The organism is Streptomyces sp. CB09001, from assembly GCF_003369795.1.
In the GTDB taxonomy this organism is placed as follows: domain Bacteria; phylum Actinomycetota; class Actinomycetes; order Streptomycetales; family Streptomycetaceae; genus Streptomyces.
In genome coordinates, this window is record NZ_CP026730.1 from 4,333,336 (window position 1) to 4,352,370 (window position 19,035).

The 19,035-nt window shown below is 71.0% G+C and carries 19 protein-coding genes and 3 tRNA genes; 17 read left to right on the forward strand and 5 right to left on the reverse strand.

What is annotated here, in order from left to right; translation table 11 throughout:
- Positions 1-4: 4 nt before the first annotated feature.
- From C4J65_RS20205 to C4J65_RS20225, 5 genes are all read left to right on the forward strand, one after another.
- Positions 5-1,603 carry an NADH-quinone oxidoreductase subunit M gene (locus C4J65_RS20205; protein ID WP_115743664.1) on the forward strand — a complete coding sequence of 533 codons (1,599 nt, stop codon included), beginning with the start codon at positions 5-7 and terminating at the stop codon, positions 1,601-1,603.
- Positions 1,600-3,150 carry an NADH-quinone oxidoreductase subunit N gene (locus tag C4J65_RS20210; RefSeq protein WP_115743665.1) on the forward strand — a complete coding sequence of 517 codons (1,551 nt, stop codon included), beginning with the start codon at positions 1,600-1,602 and terminating at the stop codon, positions 3,148-3,150. Before C4J65_RS20205 ends, C4J65_RS20210 begins: the two co-directional genes overlap by 4 nt.
- 223 nt (positions 3,151-3,373) lie before the next feature.
- Complete coding sequence (gene htpX, locus C4J65_RS20215; RefSeq protein ID WP_115743666.1) at positions 3,374-4,237, forward strand: zinc metalloprotease HtpX; 864 nt, start codon at positions 3,374-3,376, stop codon at positions 4,235-4,237.
- Positions 4,234-4,650, forward strand: coding sequence for a YccF domain-containing protein (locus tag C4J65_RS20220; protein WP_115743667.1), 417 nt, complete (start codon positions 4,234-4,236; stop codon positions 4,648-4,650). Before htpX ends, C4J65_RS20220 begins: the two co-directional genes overlap by 4 nt.
- A 97-nt stretch (positions 4,651-4,747) precedes the next feature.
- Entirely contained in the window at positions 4,748-5,341 is a 594-nt protein-coding gene (locus C4J65_RS20225) for an SMI1/KNR4 family protein (protein ID WP_115743668.1), read from the forward strand.
- Between the two features lie 79 nt (positions 5,342-5,420).
- On the opposite strand, the gene C4J65_RS20230 is transcribed toward C4J65_RS20225, so the two are convergent.
- Positions 5,421-6,665 (reverse strand): APC family permease, encoded by a 1,245-nt coding sequence (locus C4J65_RS20230; protein WP_115743669.1) that lies wholly within the window; start codon positions 6,663-6,665, stop codon positions 5,421-5,423.
- Between the two features lie 139 nt (positions 6,666-6,804).
- Between C4J65_RS20230 and C4J65_RS20235 the strand changes: the two genes are divergently transcribed.
- Positions 6,805-7,071, forward strand: coding sequence for a GlsB/YeaQ/YmgE family stress response membrane protein (locus tag C4J65_RS20235; RefSeq protein ID WP_115743670.1), 267 nt, complete (start codon positions 6,805-6,807; stop codon positions 7,069-7,071).
- A gap of 100 nt (positions 7,072-7,171) precedes the next feature.
- Here C4J65_RS20235 and C4J65_RS20240 read toward each other — a convergent pair whose 3' ends face one another.
- Positions 7,172-7,660, reverse strand: coding sequence for a YajQ family cyclic di-GMP-binding protein (locus tag C4J65_RS20240; RefSeq protein WP_059299986.1), 489 nt, complete (start codon positions 7,658-7,660; stop codon positions 7,172-7,174).
- A gap of 235 nt (positions 7,661-7,895) precedes the next feature.
- Between C4J65_RS20240 and C4J65_RS20245 the strand changes: the two genes are divergently transcribed.
- From C4J65_RS20245 to C4J65_RS36745, 3 genes are all read left to right on the forward strand, one after another.
- A tRNA-Tyr gene (locus C4J65_RS20245) sits at positions 7,896-7,977 on the forward strand.
- Positions 7,978-8,139: 162 nt separating this feature from the next.
- The gene (gene fxsT, locus C4J65_RS20250) at positions 8,140-11,166 is read left to right on the forward strand and encodes an FxSxx-COOH system tetratricopeptide repeat protein (RefSeq protein WP_115743671.1); all 3,027 of its coding nucleotides are present in this window, start codon (positions 8,140-8,142) and stop codon (positions 11,164-11,166) included.
- Positions 11,167-11,234: 68 nt separating this feature from the next.
- Positions 11,235-11,453, forward strand: a complete 219-nt coding sequence (locus C4J65_RS36745; RefSeq protein ID WP_087807771.1) for a hypothetical protein — start codon at positions 11,235-11,237, stop codon at positions 11,451-11,453.
- An 8-nt stretch (positions 11,454-11,461) separates the two neighbouring features.
- Here the strand turns inward: C4J65_RS36745 and C4J65_RS20260 are convergent, their stop codons facing one another.
- A complete protein-coding gene (locus C4J65_RS20260; protein ID WP_115743672.1) occupies positions 11,462-12,118 on the reverse strand; it encodes an SDR family oxidoreductase in 657 nt (218 codons plus the stop codon).
- Between the two features lie 89 nt (positions 12,119-12,207).
- On the reverse strand, positions 12,208-13,512 hold the full coding sequence (locus C4J65_RS20265) for a hydrolase (protein ID WP_115743673.1): 1,305 nt from the start codon (positions 13,510-13,512) through the stop codon (positions 12,208-12,210).
- 223 nt (positions 13,513-13,735) lie between these two features.
- On the opposite strand from C4J65_RS20265, the gene C4J65_RS20270 reads away from it, so the two are divergent.
- From C4J65_RS20270 to C4J65_RS20290, 5 genes are all read left to right on the forward strand, one after another.
- A tRNA-Thr gene (locus C4J65_RS20270) sits at positions 13,736-13,808 on the forward strand.
- A gap of 46 nt (positions 13,809-13,854) precedes the next feature.
- A tRNA-Met gene (locus C4J65_RS20275) sits at positions 13,855-13,927 on the forward strand.
- Between the two features lie 91 nt (positions 13,928-14,018).
- A complete protein-coding gene (gene rpmG / locus C4J65_RS20280; RefSeq protein ID WP_003948671.1) occupies positions 14,019-14,183 on the forward strand; it encodes a 50S ribosomal protein L33 in 165 nt (54 codons plus the stop codon).
- Between the two features lie 111 nt (positions 14,184-14,294).
- Positions 14,295-14,747, forward strand: coding sequence for a MaoC family dehydratase N-terminal domain-containing protein (locus tag C4J65_RS20285; RefSeq protein WP_115743674.1), 453 nt, complete (start codon positions 14,295-14,297; stop codon positions 14,745-14,747).
- A 19-nt stretch (positions 14,748-14,766) separates the two neighbouring features.
- Complete coding sequence (locus C4J65_RS20290; RefSeq protein ID WP_115746549.1) at positions 14,767-15,195, forward strand: MaoC family dehydratase; 429 nt, start codon at positions 14,767-14,769, stop codon at positions 15,193-15,195.
- 88 nt (positions 15,196-15,283) lie between these two features.
- Here the strand turns inward: C4J65_RS20290 and C4J65_RS20295 are convergent, their stop codons facing one another.
- On the reverse strand, positions 15,284-16,117 hold the full coding sequence (locus C4J65_RS20295) for a class I SAM-dependent methyltransferase (RefSeq protein ID WP_115743675.1): 834 nt from the start codon (positions 16,115-16,117) through the stop codon (positions 15,284-15,286).
- 63 nt (positions 16,118-16,180) lie between these two features.
- Here C4J65_RS20295 and C4J65_RS20300 point away from each other — a divergent pair, with 63 nt between their 5' ends.
- From C4J65_RS20300 to C4J65_RS20310, 3 genes are all read left to right on the forward strand, one after another.
- On the forward strand, positions 16,181-16,786 hold the full coding sequence (locus tag C4J65_RS20300; RefSeq protein WP_115743676.1) for a TetR/AcrR family transcriptional regulator: 606 nt from the start codon (positions 16,181-16,183) through the stop codon (positions 16,784-16,786).
- 65 nt (positions 16,787-16,851) lie between these two features.
- The gene (locus C4J65_RS20305; protein WP_115743677.1) at positions 16,852-17,424 is read left to right on the forward strand and encodes a TetR/AcrR family transcriptional regulator; all 573 of its coding nucleotides are present in this window, start codon (positions 16,852-16,854) and stop codon (positions 17,422-17,424) included.
- Between the two features lie 110 nt (positions 17,425-17,534).
- Positions 17,535-19,013, forward strand: a complete 1,479-nt coding sequence (locus C4J65_RS20310) for an MFS transporter (protein ID WP_115743678.1) — start codon at positions 17,535-17,537, stop codon at positions 19,011-19,013.
- Positions 19,014-19,035 lie beyond the last annotated feature (22 nt).

Here is a 19,035-nt window from a genome sequence, read left to right on the forward strand (position 1 = left end):
AGACGTGATCGATATCAACGAGTCCGTGATGCAGGTCCTTCTCGCGTTCCTCGTCGTCGGCCCGCTCCTCGGTGCCGTCGCCGCCCTTCTGCCGGCCCCGCCCGGACTGAAGGGGAAGTCACCCGAGCAGGCCGTGCTCCGGCACGGTGTCACCGTCACCGGCGCCGTCCTCCTCGCGGCGATCGTCCTCGTGCTCGGCTTCGACCACGACCATCCGTCGAAGATGCAGGCCAGCACGGACATCAGCTGGATCCCCGCACTCGACGTACGCATCCACCTGGGCATCGACGGCATCTCCCTCCCCCTGCTGGTCCTGACCGCGCTGCTGACCTTCCTCTGCGCGCTCTACTCCTACTTCAAGCAGCGACACGAGCGGCCGACGCCGCGGGCCTCAGGCCCGAGCCCGAAGGCGTTCGTCGCCCTGCTGCTCGTTCTCGAGTCCGGGACCCTCGCGGCCTTCGCCGTCCTCGACCTGATCCTCTTCTTCCTCGCCTTCGAGATGGTCCTCATCCCGATGTACTTCCTCATCTCCCGCTGGGGCGGCGAGGGACGGGCCGGGGCCGCCTGGAAATTCATCCTCTTCACGCTCCTCGGCTCCGTCGTCATGCTGCTCGGCCTGCTCCTGATCGGAATCACGGCGGGCACATTCGACATGGTGGCACTCGCCACTGACAACGGCCGTTCGCTGACCACATCCGTGCAGGTCATCGCCGTTCTGGCGATCGGGATCGGGCTCGCGGTGAAGACCCCGATGTGGCCGCTGCACAGCTGGCTGCCCGACGCCCACACCGCCGCGCCGACCGTCGGCTCGGTCCTGCTGGCCGGCGTCCTGCTGAAGATGGGCACGTACGGGTTCATCCGCATCCTGCTCCCGGTCGCACCGGACGGCTTCCGCACCTTCGCGCCCTACCTCGCCGCCTTCGCCGTCGTCGGCATCATCTACGGCTCCCTGGCCTGCCTGGCCCTCGCCAGAAGAGGCGCGAAGGGCGACCTCAAGCGCCTCATCGCCTACTCCTCCGTCGGCCACATGGGCTTCGTCCTGCTCGGCGTCGCGACCATGACCCCGACCGGCGTCAACGGAGCCCTCTTCGCGAACATCGCCCACGGCCTGATCACCGGCCTGCTCTTCTTCGTGGTCGGCGCGCTCAAGGACCGCACCGGAACGACCGACCTCGACACCCTCGCCGAGGAGTCCGGTCACGCCCTGTACGGCAAGGCACCGCGCCTCGGCGGACTGCTCGCCTTCGCCGCGGTCGCCTCGCTCGGTCTGCCGGGCCTGGCCGGGTTCTGGGGCGAGATGCTGGCCCTGTTCGGCGCCTTCGACCCGCACGACGACCTCAGCCGCCCCGCCTTCCTCACCTTCATGGCGATCGCCGCCTTCGGCACCCTGCTGACCGCCGCGTACATGCTGATCGTGGTCCGCCGCGTCTGCATGGGCGCCGTACCCCGGGACACCCCCCGCCTCGCCGACGTGCGCACCTACGAGTTCGCCGCCTGGACGCCGCTCGTCGCCCTCACCGTCGTCGCCGGACTGTGGCCCAGGACCCTCCTCGGGCTGACCGACCCGGCCGTGCAGCAGCTCCTCTCAGGAGGCACCCGATGAGCTCCTCGGCCCAGCCCCTCGCCGAGGCGGCCCTGGCGCAGCCCCCGGCCCAGAACCTCGTCCAGTCCGTCGACTGGCTCGCCATCGCACCGCCCACCATCACGGCGGTCGTGGGACTCGCCGTCCTCGTCACCGACCTGTTCGTCAAGGACGCCCGCAAAGGCCTGCTCGGCTGGATCTCGGTCGCCGGACTCGCCGCCTCCGCCCTCATGCTGCTGCCGCTCGTCAACGACGACCGCTCGACGTTCTGCCTGACCGGCGAGCCCGGCGCCTGCAGCTACACCGCGGACACCTTCACCCTCGCCATCCAGTTCCTGGTCCTGGGCGGCGCCCTGCTGACCGCGCTCCTGTCCGTCACCGCGGTGAAGGACGCCGACCGGAGGCTGCCCGAGGGCGAGTTCTGGTTCCTGCTGCTGTCCTCCGCGGCGGGCGCCGCCCTCCTGCCCGCCTCCCGCGACCTCGCGACCCTGATCGTCGCCCTGGAGGTCGCCTCGCTGCCCGCCTTCGCCCTCGTCGGCCTCCGACAGGGCGACCGCAAGTCCTCCGAAGCGGCCCTGAAGTTCTTCCTGTCCTCGGTCACCGCGACCGCTGTCAGCCTCATGGGCATCAGCTTCGTCTACGCCACCACCGGCACCCTCTACCTCACCCAGGTGGCCGACCGCATCCAGAACGTCGACGGGCAGTTCACCACTCTCGCCCAGACCGGCGTCGTCCTCACCCTCGTCGGTTTCGCCTTCAAGACGGCCGCCGTCCCCTTCCACTTCTGGGTGCCCGACACCTATGTCGGCGCCCCCCTGCCGATCGCGGCCTACCTGTCCGTGATCGGCAAGGCGGTCGGCTTCTCCGGCCTCATCCTGGTCACGGTCGTCGCCCTGCCGTCCTACGCCGACGTCTGGGGCCCCGCCCTCGCGGCACTCGCCGCACTCACCATGACGGTCGGCAACGTCGGCGCCCTCCGGCAGCAGGCCACGCGCGCGTACAGCGCGGTACGCCTGCTCGCCTGGTCGTCCGTCGGCCAGGCCGGCTACCTCCTGGTGCCGATCGCCGCCGCCGCGTACTCCGACGACCCCGAACACTCCGTCGGCTCCACCGTCGCCTACGCCCTCATGTACGCCGCGGTGAACCTGGGCGCCTTCGCGGTGGCCGCGCTCGTCGGCCGCACGAAAGCCCGGAACCGCGTGGCGGACTACCGCGGCCTGTACGCGTCCAACCCCCTCACCGCGCTGCTTCTGGCCTTCTTCCTGCTCTGCCTCGCCGGACTGCCGCCCGGCATCATCGGCCTCTTCGCCAAGGTCACGGTCTTCTCCGCGGCCGTCGACGCCGGACTCGGCTGGCTGGCCGTCGTCATGGCCGTCAACGTCGTGATCGCGCTCTTCTACTACCTTCAGTGGACCGCGCTGCTGTTCCGCGCCCCCGAGGACGCGACCGCCGGTCACCGCGCCCCCGCCCCCCTCACGGCCGCGATCACCGTGACGGCGGTCCTCGCCGTCGCCCTCTCCGGAGTACCCCAGCTGATCCTGCGCTTCGCCGACAGCGGGCTCTTCTGAACGCAGCCGCGCGTGCCGCCCACCGCGGCCGTCACCCGTACGGACCACACGCCCCGCGCCGGGCGCCGGGGAACTGGTGGCCCTCGCCTGGCGTTGACCAGTACGGAAGGGTCCACTGGACGTGTCACCACGACACCGGTGGCACCGGAGACCAGGAAGCAGCCACAGCGAGCGAGACCAGCAAGCAAAGGGTTCCCCTGCTGCACGACTTGGAGGGCGTACCGTGCACCGCCGGCACAACGGGCTCAGGACCGCAGTACTCCTCGGGGGACTGTCCGCGCTCATCATCGTCATCGGCAGCTTCTTCGGCCGAGCGGGGCTCGTCGTCGCCGTCCTCGTCGCCCTGGGCACCAACGCGTACGCGTACTGGAACAGCGACAAGCTCGCCCTGCGCGCGATGCGCGCGCGCCCGGTCAGCGAGTTCGAGGCCCCGGCGCTGTACCGCATGGTCCGCGAGCTCTCCACCCAGGCCCGGCAGCCGATGCCCCGCCTGTACATCTCGCCGACGGACGCCCCGAACGCCTTCGCGACCGGCCGCAACCCGCGCAACGCGGCCGTGTGCTGCACCGAGGGCATCATGCGCCTGCTGGACGAGCGCGAACTGCGCGGCGTCATCGGGCACGAACTGAGCCATGTCTACAACCGCGACATCCTGATCTCCTCCGTCGCCGGCGCCCTCGCCTCGGTGATCATGTTCCTGGTCAACTTCGCCTGGCTGATCCCCGTAGGACGGTCCAACGACGATGACGGACCCGGTCTGCTGGGCATGCTCCTCATCATGCTGCTCGGACCGCTCGCCGCCACCGTCATCCAACTGGCGATCAGCCGCTCCCGGGAGTACGAGGCCGACGCCTCCGGCGCCCAGCTGACCGGCGACCCGATCGCCCTGGCCGGCGCCCTGCGGAAACTGGAACTCGGCACCAAGCAGCTTCCGCTGCCCCCGGAGCCCCGGCTCGAGACCGCCAGCCACATGATGATCGCCAATCCCTTCCGCCCGGGGCAGGGGCTCTCGAAGATGTTCTCCACCCATCCGCCCATGGCGGAGCGAATCGCCCGACTCGAAAAGATGGCAGGTCGTCAGCAGTGAAGACCATCCTCAACGTCATTTGGCTCGTGCTCAGCGGCTTCTGGCTGTTCCTCGGCTACCTGCTCGCGGGCGCGCTCCTCTGCATCACGATCATCGGCATCCCCTTCGGCATAGCGGCCTTCCGCATCGGCGTCTACGCCCTGTGGCCCTTCGGATACACGACGGTCGAGCGGCGCGGCGCCGGAGCACCCTCCTGCATCGGGAACGTGCTGTGGCTCGTCCTCGCCGGCTGGTGGCTGGCCCTCGGCCACATCGTCACCGGCATCGCGCTGTGCGTCACGATCATCGGCATCCCGCTCGGCGTCGCCAACTTCAAGCTGATCCCCGTCTCACTGCTCCCGCTGGGGCGCGAGATCGTGCGCACGGACCAGCCGTTCACCGCCGCGGCAACGACGCAGCGGACCGGTTGGTAGGGGGCCGTTCGCGGACCCTCGCGGCCCTCGTTGTCCACAGCTTCCGGGTTGTCCACAGGCCCGCCCGGATGTCAGTGGCGGTCTGCATCATGAATCCATGACCGAGAGCGAGCAGTTGCTGGAACGGGTGGCCGCCAAGGCGCGGAGCACCCGACCGTGGGGCTGGGGTTCCCTGCCCGCGCCCGTGGACGGGGAGGCGCCGGGCCGCGCCGAGGCCGCCCTGGGCTTTCCTCTCCCCGTACTGCTCGCCGAGCTGTACCTGCGCATAGGAGACGGCGGATTCGGCCCGGAGTACGGCCTGTTGCCGCTGCTCGACAACGCGCCCTCGGGCGAGCCCGCCGCCGTGGCCCAGTACCTGGCCAACCGGGACGGCGGTGCCAAGGACCCCGACTGGCCCTGGCCCGAGGGCGTCCTGCCCATATCCCACTGGGGTTGCGCGATGTACGCGTGCGTCGACTGCCGCTCCCCCGAGGCCACCGTCCTCCTCTTCGAGCCCAACGCGGGCGACGCCGACCATGCCTGGTACGTCGACGCGCCGAGCCTCGTCGACTGGTTGGACACGTGGATCGAGGGCACGGGCTGGTACGAGGAGGGCCACGAGGGCCCGGAACCGACCCCGTGGGCCGCTCTCCCCCTGCGCACCGGAAGACGGCCCGCCCCGACCGGCACGTCGCCCGCACAGGCGTCCTGAGGCAGACCGGCCGAGCCCCTCCCGTCGGGACCTGCCTGGAGGCACCGACGCGCAGCCACCGGGACACCCCGGCCGCCCTTCACCGCGGGACCTGCTGCCCCCGCACCCCGTACGCCACCACACCCACCGCCAGCACCCCCACACCCACGACGACCGACAACGCCGGAAGCGAGAAAGCGAGCACCACGCACCCGATCAGCCCCAGCGCCGGTACGACCCGCGACAGCCTCGACGGGTCGAGCGTCCAGGCCGACGCGTTGGCCACCGCGTAGTACGCCAGCACACCGAAGGAGGAGAAGCCGATCGCCCCACGCACGTCCACCGTCGCCGCCAGGACCGCGACCACCGCGCCCACGGCCAGCTCCGCCCGGTGCGGCACCTGGAATCGCGGGTGCACCGCGGCCAGCGCCTGGGGCAGATGACGGTCCCGGGCCATGGCCAGCGTCGTCCGGGAAACACCCAGGATCAGCGCCAGCAGCGAGCCCAGCGCGGCCACGGCGGCGCCGGCCCGCACGAGGGGCACCAGCCCCGGCAGGCCGGCCGCCCGTACCGCGTCGGCCAGGGGTGCCGTCGCCTGCCCCAGACCGGCCGGGCCCAGCACGGAAAGGACAGCCACCGCGACACACGCGTACACCGCCAGGGTGAGGCCCAGCGCCAGGGGGATCGCGCGCGGAATGGTGCGCCGCGGGTCCCGCACCTCCTCACCGAGGGTCGCGATGCGCGCGTAGCCCGCGAACGCGAAGAACAGCAGGCCGGCCGCCTGCAGGACTCCGCCCGCTCCGCCCGACAAGCCGATGTCCAGCCGTCCCGCGTCGGACCGCCCGGACCCGAGACACACCACCACCACGGAAGCGAGGACAGCGAGGACCACCGCCACGATCACCCGCGTCAGCCAGGCGGACTTCTGGATCCCGCCGTAGTTCACCGCGGTCAGCGCCACCACGGCGCCGACCGCCACGGTGTGCGCCTGCTCCGGCCAGACGTACGCGCCCACAGTGAGCGCCATGGCAGCACAGGAGGCCGTCTTCCCGACGATGAAGGACCAGCCCGCGAGATAGCCCCAGAACTCCCCGAGCCGTTCACGCCCGTAGACGTAGGTGCCGCCCGAGGCCGGATACCGGGCGGCCAGCCGCGCCGAAGACGTGGCATTGCAGTAGGCGACGACGGCTGCCGCGGCGAGGGCGAGGAGCAGACCGGAGCCGGCGGCGTGGGCCGCCGGTGCCAGAGCGGCGAAGATCCCGGCGCCGATCATGGAACCGAGCCCCACGACGACGGCGTCGCCCAGGCCGAGGGTGCGACGAAGCTCCGAACCCGCAGGTGTCATGGGCCGCACCCTACTGATCAGCGCAACCACCCGGCGCGGTCGGAACGTCCTCTCCACCAAGAGGACATGAACACCGCGGAGGAACGGGCCCGCAGCACTGGCACAGTGTGGGCACAGAAAGAAAGGGCAGGGTCACGGCATGACCGTCATCAGCTGGATCATTCTCGGACTGTTGGCCGGAGCCATCGCCAAGTTCCTGCTTCCGGGCCGCGACCCCGGAGGGCTCATCGGCACCACCCTCATCGGCATCGCGGGCGCTTCCCTCGGCGGCTGGATATCGGCCCGCTGGCTGGACCACCCGATCAGCAAGGACTTCTACGACGGCGCCACCTGGGCTGCGGCGATCGGCGGTTCGCTGGTGCTCCTGGTCGCCTACCGGCTCCTGTTCGGCAACTCGCGCGACTGAACGCGCGCGGACCGCAGCCGAGGAGGGGTGGGCACCGTCGGGTGCCCACCCCTCCTCGTCGACGGAGGCGTACATGCCACCGCGTCGCCCGCTCAGCAGCTCACCGGTAGTTGACGAACTGCAGCGCGAAGTCGAAGTCCTGGCCCTTCAGCAGAGCGATCACGGTCTGCAGATCATCCCGGCTCTTCGAGGAGACCCGCAGCTCCTCGCCCTGCACCTGGGCCTTCACGCCCTTGGGGCCCTCGTCGCGGATGAGCTTGGCCACCTTCTTCGCGTTCTCCTGGGAAATGCCCTCCTCGATCGACGCGAAGATCTTGTACTCCTTGCCGGAGAGCTGGGGCTCGCCCGCGTCCAGAGCCTTGAGCGAGATGCCGCGCTTGATCAGCTTGGACTGGAAGACGTCGAGGACCGCGGTCACCCGGTCCTCGGAGTTGGCCTCCATGAGGATCTTCTCCCCGGACCACGAGATCGAGGCGCCCACGCCCTTGAAGTCGTAGCGCTGCGAGATCTCCTTGGCGGCCTGGTTGAGGGCGTTGTCGACCTCCTGCCGCTCGACCTTCGAGACGATGTCGAAACTGGAGTCGGCCATGTCCTGTGGCTCCTTGTATCTGGGTGCGTGTCGGGCCGCGTAGCGGGTCCGTACCGGCATACGTCGGCGGCCGCCGGGCCCGGCGGGGACCTCGGCCGCATCCGGACAAGCCTAGTCACCCGCCGCCGTCCGAGCGGCGATCAATCGGGTGGCGAAGCACCCCTCCACATCAGGTATTGTTTACGTCGTTGCCACGGAGCGCCACCGAAGAGCGGCTCGACGGGCAGCAAACCCCGGCGGTGTGCCCGAGCGGCCAAAGGGAGCAGACTGTAAATCTGCCGGCTCAGCCTTCCCAGGTTCGAATCCTGGCGCCGCCACACGACCGAAAGGGTCTGTGACCAGCAGCAATGCTGATCACAGACCCTTTCGTCGTTCACGGGGTCCACGAGATCTCGGCGTTCTCTGCCCTGGCCCGCGCTGTACGCGAGATCATGGCCCGTGCTCCACGTTGTGAGCGTCAGGGGATTCGGGGGGCAACGGTGACCGACACCACGCAACGTATCTTCGTCAGCTACGCAGGCCCGGACCAGGCCTGGGCGGAGTGGGCCGGCTGGCAGCTCCAGCAGGCCGGGCACCAGGTCGAGCTGGACCGGTGGCACTGGCGCACCGGAGACGACTTCGTCCAGAAGATGAACCTGGCTCTCGGCAAGGCGGACGCGGTGGTGGCCCTGTTCTCCAGGCACTACTTCGACCCCAGACGATGGACCAGGGAGGAGTGGTCGGCCGCCGTGGCCCTGCGGGGGCGCCTCGTTCCGGTGGCGATCGAGCTCCTGACCGACGACGACATCCCCGCCCTCCTGGCCGGAATACTGCGCACAGACGTTCACGGGCTGGACGAGACCGCCGCCACCGCCGCCCTGCTCGAAGCCGTTCACGGACCAGTTCCCCCTACCGGTCCGGTCGGCTTCCCCGGTGCCGCCTCCGCCGACACGCCCACGCCACCCGATGCACAGCGTCCACGACTGCCCAGTAGCGTCGGCCTGCCCGAGGTGTGGAACGTCCGTCGCCGCAACCCCGACTTCTCCGGCCGCGAGGCGGTCATGGGGCAGCTGCGTACCGGGCTGCTCAGCGGACGCCAAGCAGTGGTACAGGCGCTCCACGGCATGGGCGGCATCGGAAAAACCCAGATCGCCCTGGAGTACGCCCACCGTTTCGCCAGCCAGTACGACCTGGTGTGGTGGGTCGATGCCGAACAGGCCGACCAGTTGCCCGTCCGCTACACCGAACTCGCCGACCGCCTCGGCATGGCCAAATCCGACGCCGGCTCCGAACCCAACGCCCGTGCCCTCCTCCAGCACCTGCGGACGCGGCACCGCTGGCTTCTCGTCCTCGACAACGCCGAACACCCCGATCAGATCGAGCCCTGGCTCCCCGAGGGGCCGGGCCACGTTCTGATCACCTCACGCAACCCCGACTGGCACGGGATCGCTCACCAGAGTGACCTGGACGTGTTCACCCGCACCGACTCCCTCGCCTATCTCAAGGGTCGTATCTCGGGAATGACCACCGAGCACGCCGATCTCCTCGCGCAGGACCTCGGCGACCTGCCGCTCGCGCTCGCCCAGGCTTCGGGAGTTCTGCGCAGCGGCATGACCCTGGACCGCTACCGTCGCCTTCTGACCACGGACACCGCACGCCTCCTGCAGGAGAGTGACGTGCGTGACTATCCCGCGCCGCTGGCCGCGACCGTCAACATCGCCGTCACCCGCCTCGTGGACGAAGGCCACGCCGACGCCACCGCTCTGCTCCGCCTCGGCGCGTTCCTCGGCCCCGAACCCATCCCCACTGCCTGGCTGGAGACGGCCCGCCCCCGGCTGGCCACCATCCCCGGCGACCCGGACGATCCGATGTGGCTGCGCAACGCCCTCCAGCCCCTCGGCCGCTTCGGACTGGCCCGCACCGACTACGACGCCTTCCAGATCCACCGGCTGACCCAGGCCATCCTCCGCACCCAGACCGGTCCCGATCCGGTCGCCGCGATCCGCGACGACGTCACCGCCGTCCTTGCCGCAGTCGACCCGGGAGACCCGCAATCTCCCGCCGACTGGCCGGCCTGGGCCTCTCTCACCGCCCACCTCACCGCTCCCCACGTCACCACGGCGGTCGCCAACCAGGCCGCACTGCGCGCCACGTTCTCGAAAGCGGCTCACTTCCTCATCTGCAGCGGCCTGCCACGCGCCGCCCACGACCTCAGCGCAGCGCTGCACCAGGCCTGGAGCACCGATCTGGGGCCGGATCACCCCGACACCCTCACCTGCGCACAGTTTCTGGGCCACGCGGCCGTCGAACTGGGCGACTACGCCCAAGGACGCCTCATCATCGAGGACGCCCTTGCCCGTCGCCGCCGGGTTCTGGGCGAGGACCACCCCGACACACTCCACTCGGCCAACGACACGTCCACCAACCTGTCGTTCCTGGGGGAGCATGTGGAGGCCCGCCGCATCCAGGAGGATGTTCTCGCGCGTCGCCGACGGGTTCTGGGCGAGGATCATCCCGATGCGCTCACGTCCGCGGGCAACCTCGCCAGCATCCTGAACGCCTTGGGGGAGCATGCGGAGGCCCGTCGCATGGAGGCGGATGTTCTCGCGCGTCGCGGCCGGGTTCTGGGTGAGGATCACCCCGACACCCTGAGTTCCGCGAACAACCTCGCCGGCATCCTGAACGACCTGGGGGAGTACGCGGAGGCCCGCCGTATGAATGGGGATGTTCTCGCGCGCCGCCGCCGGGTTCTGGGTGAGGATCATCCCGACACCCTGAGTTCCGCGAACAACCTCGCCGGCACCCTGAACGCCTTGGGGGAGCATGTGGAGGCCCGCCGCATGCATGGGGACGTTCTCGCGCGTCGTGAGCGGGTCCTCGGTGTGGATCACCCCAACACCCTCGGTTCCGCCAACAACCTCGCCACCACCCTGAACGACCTGGGGGAGCGCGTGGAGGCCCGCCGCATGCACGAGGACATCCTCGCGCGTCGCGGCCGCCTCCTGGGCGAGGACCATCCCGACACCCTCACTTCCGCCAACAACCTGGCCAGCACCCTGAACGACCTGGGGGAGCACGCGGAGGCGCGCCGGATGCAGGAGGACGTTCTCGCGCGTCGTGGCCGGGTTCTGGGTGAGGATCATCGCGACACCCTCACTTGCGCCAGCAACCTGGCCAGCACCCTGAACGACCTGGGGGAGCATGCGGAGGCGCGCCGGATGCAGGAGGACGTTCTCGCGCGTCTTGGCCGGGTTCTGGGTGAGGATCATCCCGACGCCCTCATCTACGCCAACAATCTCGCCAGGACCCTGCACACCCTCCGTCAGTACCCGGAGGCGGCACGTCTCTTCAAGGAGGTGCGTGCCGGCTACGCACGCCTCTTCGGCGCGAACCACCCCAGAACCGAGCGCGCCACCCGGAATCTCGCCGCCGTATTGACCGCGATGGGAAAGACGCATGAGGCACAGCAGCTGACCGGCCGGAAGCCGAACAAGGGCAAACGCCGCTTCGGCCGCAAACGCCGTTGACGAGACAGCCGTTGACGACGCCCCGTGGGCGCGGCTCATGGTGTCGCCCGGGCGGGCAGACTGGTGGCATGGCCTCGTCCTCCCGTCGCAGAACCTGCCCAGAGTGCCGTCGCGAGATCGCCGTCGTCGCGGGGCGGTACGCGCGCCATGACCCCCCTGGGGCGCGGGGGAGCGGTGAGCTGGTGTCCTGTCCGGGCTCGCGCCGATCGGCCCAACTCGGCGCGGCGCAGCCGTCCTTGGACGGGTACGTCGTCCCCGACTTCCCCGGACAGCTGCCCCTCTTCTAGCTGCGCCGTCAGTTCCCGGCCACCGACTTCACCGCCACCGACACGGGTGCCGAGCCGCTGATCAGCTCCAGGGTCAGCCCGTTCGTGGCCGGGGTGTCGACCAGTTCCGCCAGGACCGCGGCGACGTCGTCGCGCGGAACGGGGCCGCGGCCGGTGTGCGCCTCCAGACGCACCAGGCCCGTGCCCGCGTCGTCCGTCAGGGCGCCGGGGCGCAGGATCGTCCAGTCCAGGGCGCCCAGTGAGCGGACGTACGCGTCCGCCTCGCCCTTGGCGCGCAGGTAGACGTCGAAGATCTCGTTCCCCTGGTGCGCCGGGTCGGCGCCCATGGACGACACGATCAGGAAGCGCCGTACGCCCGCCCGGACCGCCGCGTCCGCGAAGAGGACCGCCGCCGCCTTGTCCACCGTGTCCTTACGGGCCACCTCGCTTCCGGGCCCCGCCCCCGCCGCGAAGACCGCCGCGTCCGCACCCCGCAGCCGCTCCGCCACCTCCTCGACCGAGGCCGACTCCAGGTCCAGCACGACCGGTTCGGCGCCCGCCGCACGCAGATCGTCGGCCTGTTCGGCCTTGCGGACGATGCCCGCCACCTCGTCACCGCGCGCGGCGAGCAACCGCTCCAGCCGCAGCGCGATCTGACCATGACCACCAGCGATGACAATGCGCATGTCTTCGACCGTACGCCCCGGCGACCGCCCGCGCCGCACGGCTTCGGCCACCCCGGCGCCGGGGCCGCCCGCCCTCCGCCCGGCCCCCTTCAGCCCGTGTCCCCACGCCGGCCAGGCCCGCCGCGCCCGTCACGCCGGCCCCGCCCCGCACCGCCCTGCCGCGGCAGCCCCAGGTCGGACGCGGTGGTCGAGTCGCCGTACTCCCGTACCGCGCTGGTCCGCGCCACCACGCGCCCCCGGTGTACGACGACCCGGCTGTACGCGAGGGACAGCGCGCCCGCCAGCCGGTCCCCGCGTACGGCGACCAGTTCGGCCGGGAAGCCCGCCTCCACCCGCACCTCCGGCAGGCCGAGGGCCGACCGCGCCGCCGCGCTCACCGCGTCGTACGCCTCCTCGGGGCGCAGCCCGTGCCGGGAGGCCAGCAGGTACGCCGCCTCCAGCGGATCGCCTCGCCCGACCGGGTTGGCCACGTCCCGCAGCGCGCCGCTCCCGGCGGCGACCCGCACCCCGGCCGCTCGCAGCAGCCGTACGGGAGCCGTGCCGTCGGGGTGGTCCACCGTCCCGCAGGCGCCCTGCGGCAGGCAGACCACCGTCACGCCGGCCGCCGCGAGCCGGTCCGCGGCCCGCGAGGCCGCCTCGGCGGGCAGCCGGCCCAGGCCGTCGCAGGGGCCGATGGCCACGCCCGGGCGCAACCCGCCCGCCGTGGCCGCCAGACGGGCCAGTCGCGCCGGGTCGGCGGCGTCCGTGTGCAGGTCGACCGGGCAGCCGTACTCGGCGGCGACCTCCAGGACGGTCTCCACGTACCCCGCCGGATCGGGGTCCAGGTCCGGGCACCCGCCCACCACGTCCGCGCCCATCTTGACCGCGTCCCGCAGTATCGCCAGCCCGTCGGCACCGGCCACCCCGGTCAGCACCCTCGGCATCGCCACCGCGCTCAGTTCGGCGAGGCCGCGCAGGGAGCGCCGGGTCCGCAGTACGGCGGTCAGCGCACCCAGGCCCGCGACGTCCCCCACCCGCACGTGCGCCCGCAGCGCGGTGGCACCGTGTCCCAGCTGGAGCAGGGCGGCCTCGGTGGCCCGGCGCTGGACGTCCTCGGGGTCGTAGGAGACGGGGCCGGGGACGTCGGCCGTGAGGGCGGTGTCGGCGTGGACGTGGGGATCGGCCGGGGCGGGCAGGAGCAGGTAGCCGCCCAGGTCCAGGTGGCCGCCGGGGCCGGACGCGCGGCCCGGGGTCAGGCTGCCGGCCGTGCCGACCGCCTCGATGCGTCCGCCGTGGAGCCGTACGTCCACGGTCCTGCCGTCGGTGAGCCGCGCCCCGGAGAGCAGGAGTGAGCCGCGGTCGGCGGGGCCCGAGGGGGAGGGCGAGTGGGGCGGCTGCGGCTGGCTGTCGGGCATCGCGCTCCTCTGGGCTCGGGGCTGCGCAGTGGGGACGCAAGATCACGCAGAGTGAGTCGAGCCTAGGACGGTGATCAGCCCGTGGCGCGGAGGAGCGCAATAGTCGTACCGGTGCCGTCCGCGCGGTCGGGCCGCCCAGCTGTGCGGTCCGGACGGGACGGGGCAGGGGCGGCGAAACGGATTTGGGCGAACGGCGGGCGACCGTGTAATGTCTTCATCGCTCGCCCCAATAGCTCAGTCGGCAGAGCGTCTCCATGGTAAGGAGAAGGTCAACGGTTCGATTCCGTTTTGGGGCTCTGGTGTGAGAGGTTCCCGTCGCGAGGCGGGGCCCGATCGCATCACAGCGGTGTAGCTCAGTCGGTAGAGCAAGCGGCTCATAATCGCTGTGTCACCGGTTCAAGTCCGGTCACCGCTACTCTCAGTAGCCGATTGCGGGGTCGGTCCTTCAATCGGCTACTCTTTCTTGCGTTAATACCATCAATCCGTTCGTCAAGGAGTGCACTCACGTGGCTGCCACCGACGTCCGCCCGAAGATCACGCTGGCCTGCGTGGAGTGCAAGGAGCGGAACTACATCACCAAGAAGAACCGGCGTAACAACCCGGACCGACTGGAGATGAAGAAGCACTGCCCGCGTTGCAACGCGCACACCGCGCACCGCGAAACGCGATAGAAACAGGCTCGTACACGAGGCCGTCCCCGAGGTTTGGGGGCGGCCTCGTGTCGTTGTCCCAGGCATTCGTTGGCACCGCTACGAAGAGCAGCAGCAGGAGGTTGCGAGCCCATGGCGCTCGACCAGTCGTTCGTGGGGCGGAGTTATCCGCCCACCGCGCCCTACGAGGTGGGCCGGGAGAAGATTCGCGAGTTCGCGGAAGCGGTGGGGGACGCCAACCCGGCGTACACCGATGCGGAGGCCGCGAAGGCGCTCGGCCATCCGGATGTGATCGCCCCGCCGACCTTCGTGTTCTCGATCACGTTCAAGGCGGCCGGTCAGGTCATCGAGGACCCGCAGCTCGGGCTGGACTACAGCCGCGTGGTGCACGGCGACCAGAAGTTCGCCTACGCCCGCCCGGTGCGGGCCGGTGACCGGCTCACGGTCACCTCGACCATCGAGGCGATCAAGTCGATGGCCGGCAACGACATCCTGGACATCCGCGGCGAGGTCCACGACGAGGCCGGCGAGCACGTCGTGACCGCCTGGACCAAGCTCGTGGCCCGCGCGGCCGAGGAGGCGTGAGCGCCGCATGACGAATCCCCTGACGGCGAAGGTCGCGTACAGCGACGTCGAGGTCGGCACCGAACTGCCCGCGCAGAGCTTCCCCGTGGACCGCGCCACGCTCGTGCGGTACGCGGGTGCCTCCGGCGACTTCAACCCGATCCACTGGAACGAGAGGTTCGCCAAGGAGGTGGGCCTGCCGGACGTCATCGCGCACGGCATGTTCACCATGGCCGAGGCGATCCGCGTGGTCACCGACTGGACCGGCGACCCGGGCGCGGTCGTGGAGTACGGCGTCCGCTTCACCAGGCCCGTCGTCGTCCCGAACGACGACCGGGGTGCCGTGATCGAGGTCAGCGGCAAGGTGGCCGCCAAGCTCGACGACAACACCGTCCGCGTCGACCTCACGGCCACCAGCGCCGGCCAGAAGGTCCTCGGCATGTCCCGCGCGATCGTACGACTGGCCTGACGGTCCGTCTCCCGGCGCCCACCGCCGGTCCCCTGGCCGGGCTCTGAGCGACCCGGCCAGGGCGGGTCGGCGCGGGCCGGGGGGCGGGTCAGTGCGTGCCGGCGCGTACCGCCGTGGTCGCCAGCGTCGTGTACCGCATCGTGAAGCGGCCGCCCAGAGCGTCGACGGCGCGGCCGACCGCGCCGAGTATTCCGGCCAGTTGACCGGGGCGGAGCCGGGTGAGGCGGCCGGTGGTGGGGAGCAGCTCCAGCCACTGGTCGCGGGTGTACGACCGCTCCCAGTCGAATCGCCACTGCTCCGGTTCGTGGAACCGCCCGGACTCGCGGATCCGGTCGGCGATCTGCGCGTACCCCGCCAGGTACATCTCCAGCGGACGTCGCGCCGGCTGATCGCTGAACGGTGATTCCGGTGCCGCCCGACGGTAGGCGTCCGCGAACGGCTCGGCCACCTCGGCCGGCGGCTCGAACACGTGCCCGAAGACTGCCAGGCGCCCCTCGGGGCGCAGCACCTGGGCCGCCTTGGCGGCACCGGCGACCGGGTCCACCCAGTGCCACGACTGGGCGGCGATCACGGCGTCGAAGGCTCGGCCGGCGGGCTCCCAGGCCTCGAAGGCCGCCACCTCGACCGGCAGACCGCGGTCCCGGGCGAAGCCGGCCATCCGCGCGTCCGGCTCGACACCGAGTACGGCGCAACCGGCGGCCTGGAACTGACGGGCCGCGATGCCCGTGCCGCAGCCGACGTCGAGGACGTCGGACCCCGGGCTCCCCGCGACGACACGCGTCACCAGGTCGTCGGGGTAGGGCGGTCGGGCCCGGTCGTAGCGCTGCGCGTCGGCACCGAAGGACTCGGCCGTCCGCCTGGCCTGATGCGGCGGCATCGGTTCCGGCTGTTCCGGCTGTTCCGGCGAGGGTAGAGTGGGCATGCGTTCACTTTAGTGGGCGAGCGCCCACAAGCCAATGAGTGGGCATCGAGAGAGGAACCGCGAGTGCCGACCGGAGTGCACCTTCGCGACGCGCGGCAGCAGCTGTTCGACGCCGCCGAGCACGTACTTCTGCGTGCCGGCCCGAACGGGCTGACCAGCCGGGCCGTCACGGACGAGGCGGGCTGCGCCAAAGGCGTCCTGCACCGCCACTTCACGGACTTCGACACCTTCCTCGCCGAACTCGTGCTCGACCGGGCCGCGCAGCTCGACGCGCAGGCGCTGGCGCTGCGGGAGGCGGTGGGCTCCGGCACCGTGTCCGACAACCTGACCGGCGCGCTGACCACCCTGTTCGGGCCGGTTCCCGTGGCGATCATCCCGCTCATCACCTTCCGGGACGAGTTGCGCGCACGGCTGCGGCAGGTCATGCCCAACGGGGGAATCGCGATCCTCGCCCAGGTCACGGCCGCGGTCTCCGGCTATCTGACCGAAGAGCGCGCGAGGGGCCGTATCTCGGCCGACGCGGACATCGACTCGCTCACCCTCTCCCTGGTCGGAGGGAGTCATCTCCTGTTCGCGGACCGCGACCCCGGCCGCCCGCCGGCCCCGGCGGCCGTCGGCAAGCTGGTCGACACGGTGCTCGCCGACGTCGTCCAGCGACGCCCGCGCTGACGCGGCACTGCCCGCCGCGCGCGTCACCCTTGACGAAGTTAGTGATTGAGTACTAACTTACTTCCATGGTCAGGATGAGCGCAGAGGAGCGACGCGAGAGCGTCATCCGCGCGGCGACGAGCGAGTTCGCCCGGGGCGGCTATCACGGCACGTCCACGGAGGTCATCGCGAAGCGGGTGGGGGTCTCCCAGCCGTACCTCTTCCGTCTTTTCCCGGGCAAGAAGGCGATCTTCCTCGCGGTGGCCGAGCGCTGCCTGCGGGAGACGCGCGAGGTCTTCGAGAAGGCGTCCGAGGGCCTGCGCGGCGATGAGGCTCTGCACGCCATGGCCGACGCCTACACGCGGCTGATCGCGGAGCATCCCGAGAAGCTCCAGATGCAGTTGCAGGTGTACGTCACCGTCGCCGCCGCCGAGGCGGCCGGGGACCACGAGTTCGGCGAGATGGTGCGCAAGGGCTGGCTCGAACTCTGGGACGCCGTGCACCTGCCCCTGGGGGCCGACATCGGTCAGACGACGACCTTCCTGGCGTACGGCATGCTGATCAACACTCTGGTCGGCATCGGGTTCCCGCCGGGTCACCGCGTCTACGGCGGTATCTACGAGTCGGGGCAGGCCAAGACCCGCCCGGAAAACGCGTAGGGGCGCGCGGAGGAACATGCGGAAGCGGTGCTTTGCCGGTTCTGCACGCCCCGCGAAGTTAGTTATCAATTACTAATCACGCATGGCAGTGCACGCCCTCTGGGGGAGAGATGTCACAGCAGAGAGCACGTCGGAACACCCGCGGCGGGGGAGCGGCCTGGGCCCTCGTCATCACCAGCGTCGCCGGCTTCATGGCGGCCCTGGACAACCTCGTCGTCACCACCGCTCTGCCCTCCATCCGCAAGGACCTGGGCGGCGCGCTGCACGACCTGGAATGGACCGTGAGCGCCTACACGCTCACCTTCGCCGTCCTCCTGATGTTCGGCGCGGCCCTCGGCGACCGCTTCGGCCGCCGCAGGCTCTTCCTGGTCGGCCTCACCGTCTTCACCGGGGCGTCCGCCGCCGCGGCCATGGCGCCGGGCATCGACTCGCTCATCGCCGCCCGCGCGGTGCAGGGCGTCGGCGCGGCGATCATGATGCCGCTGACGCTGACCCTGCTCACGGCCGCCGTACCCGCCGAACGCCGGGGGATGGCGTACGGCATCTGGGGGGCCGTCAACGGGCTCGCCGTGGCCTCCGGGCCGCTGGTCGGCGGCAGCCTCACCGAGCACATCTCGTGGCAGTGGATCTTCTGGCTGAACGTTCCGCTGGGCCTGGCCCTGCTGCCCCTCGCCCGCCTCCGCCTCGCCGAGTCGCACGGCACCGGCGCCCCGCTCGACATACCCGGCACCCTGCTGGCCAGCGGCGGACTCTTCGGCATCGTCTACGGCCTGGTCCGCGGCCCCGTCGACGGCTGGACCGGCACGCTCGTGCTGACCTCCCTGTTCGCCGGGACCGCGCTGCTCGTCGGCTTCGTCCTCTACGGCACCCGGGCCAGGAACCCCATGCTCCCCATGCGGCTGTTCCGCTCCCGTGCCTTCGCGGGAGTCAACGCGGCGAGCCTGCTGATGTTCCTGGGCATGTTCGGCTCGATCTTCCTCCTGAGCCAGTACATGCAGGGCGTCCTCGGCTACTCGCCCACCGAGGCGGGCCTGCGCATGCTGCCCTGGACCGGCATGCCGATGCTGGTCGCGCCGATCGCCGGCATCCTCTCCGACCGGATCGGAGGCCGCCCGGTCGTCGCGACCGGACTCTTCCTCCAGGCGGCCGGCCTCGGCTACCTGGCCTCCGTGATCACGGCCGACGCCTCCTACGCCGTTCAACTGCCCGGTCTGATCATCAGCGGAATCGGCATGGCCCTCTACTTCGCCCCCGCCTCCGCCCTGGTGATGACCAGCGTGGCCGCCAAGGAGCAGGGCATCGCCTCCGGCGCCAACAACGCACTGCGCGAGGTGGGCGGCGCGCTCGGCATCGCGGTCATGTCGTCCATCTTCGCGGCGCAGGGCGGCTACGAGTCCGCGCAGACCTTCGTGGACGGACTGCGGCCCGCGATCGCCGTGGGTGCCGCGGTGGTGGCCCTCGGCGGCATGGCGGCCCTGGCGATCCCGGCACGCCGCCGCACCGGCGGACAGGGCCCCACGGCCGCGCCGAAGACGGAGCCGGCCCCCGAACCGGCCCTCGCCACGACGGCACCGACGCCCCGGCACTGACCGCACGACACAGCACACGAGA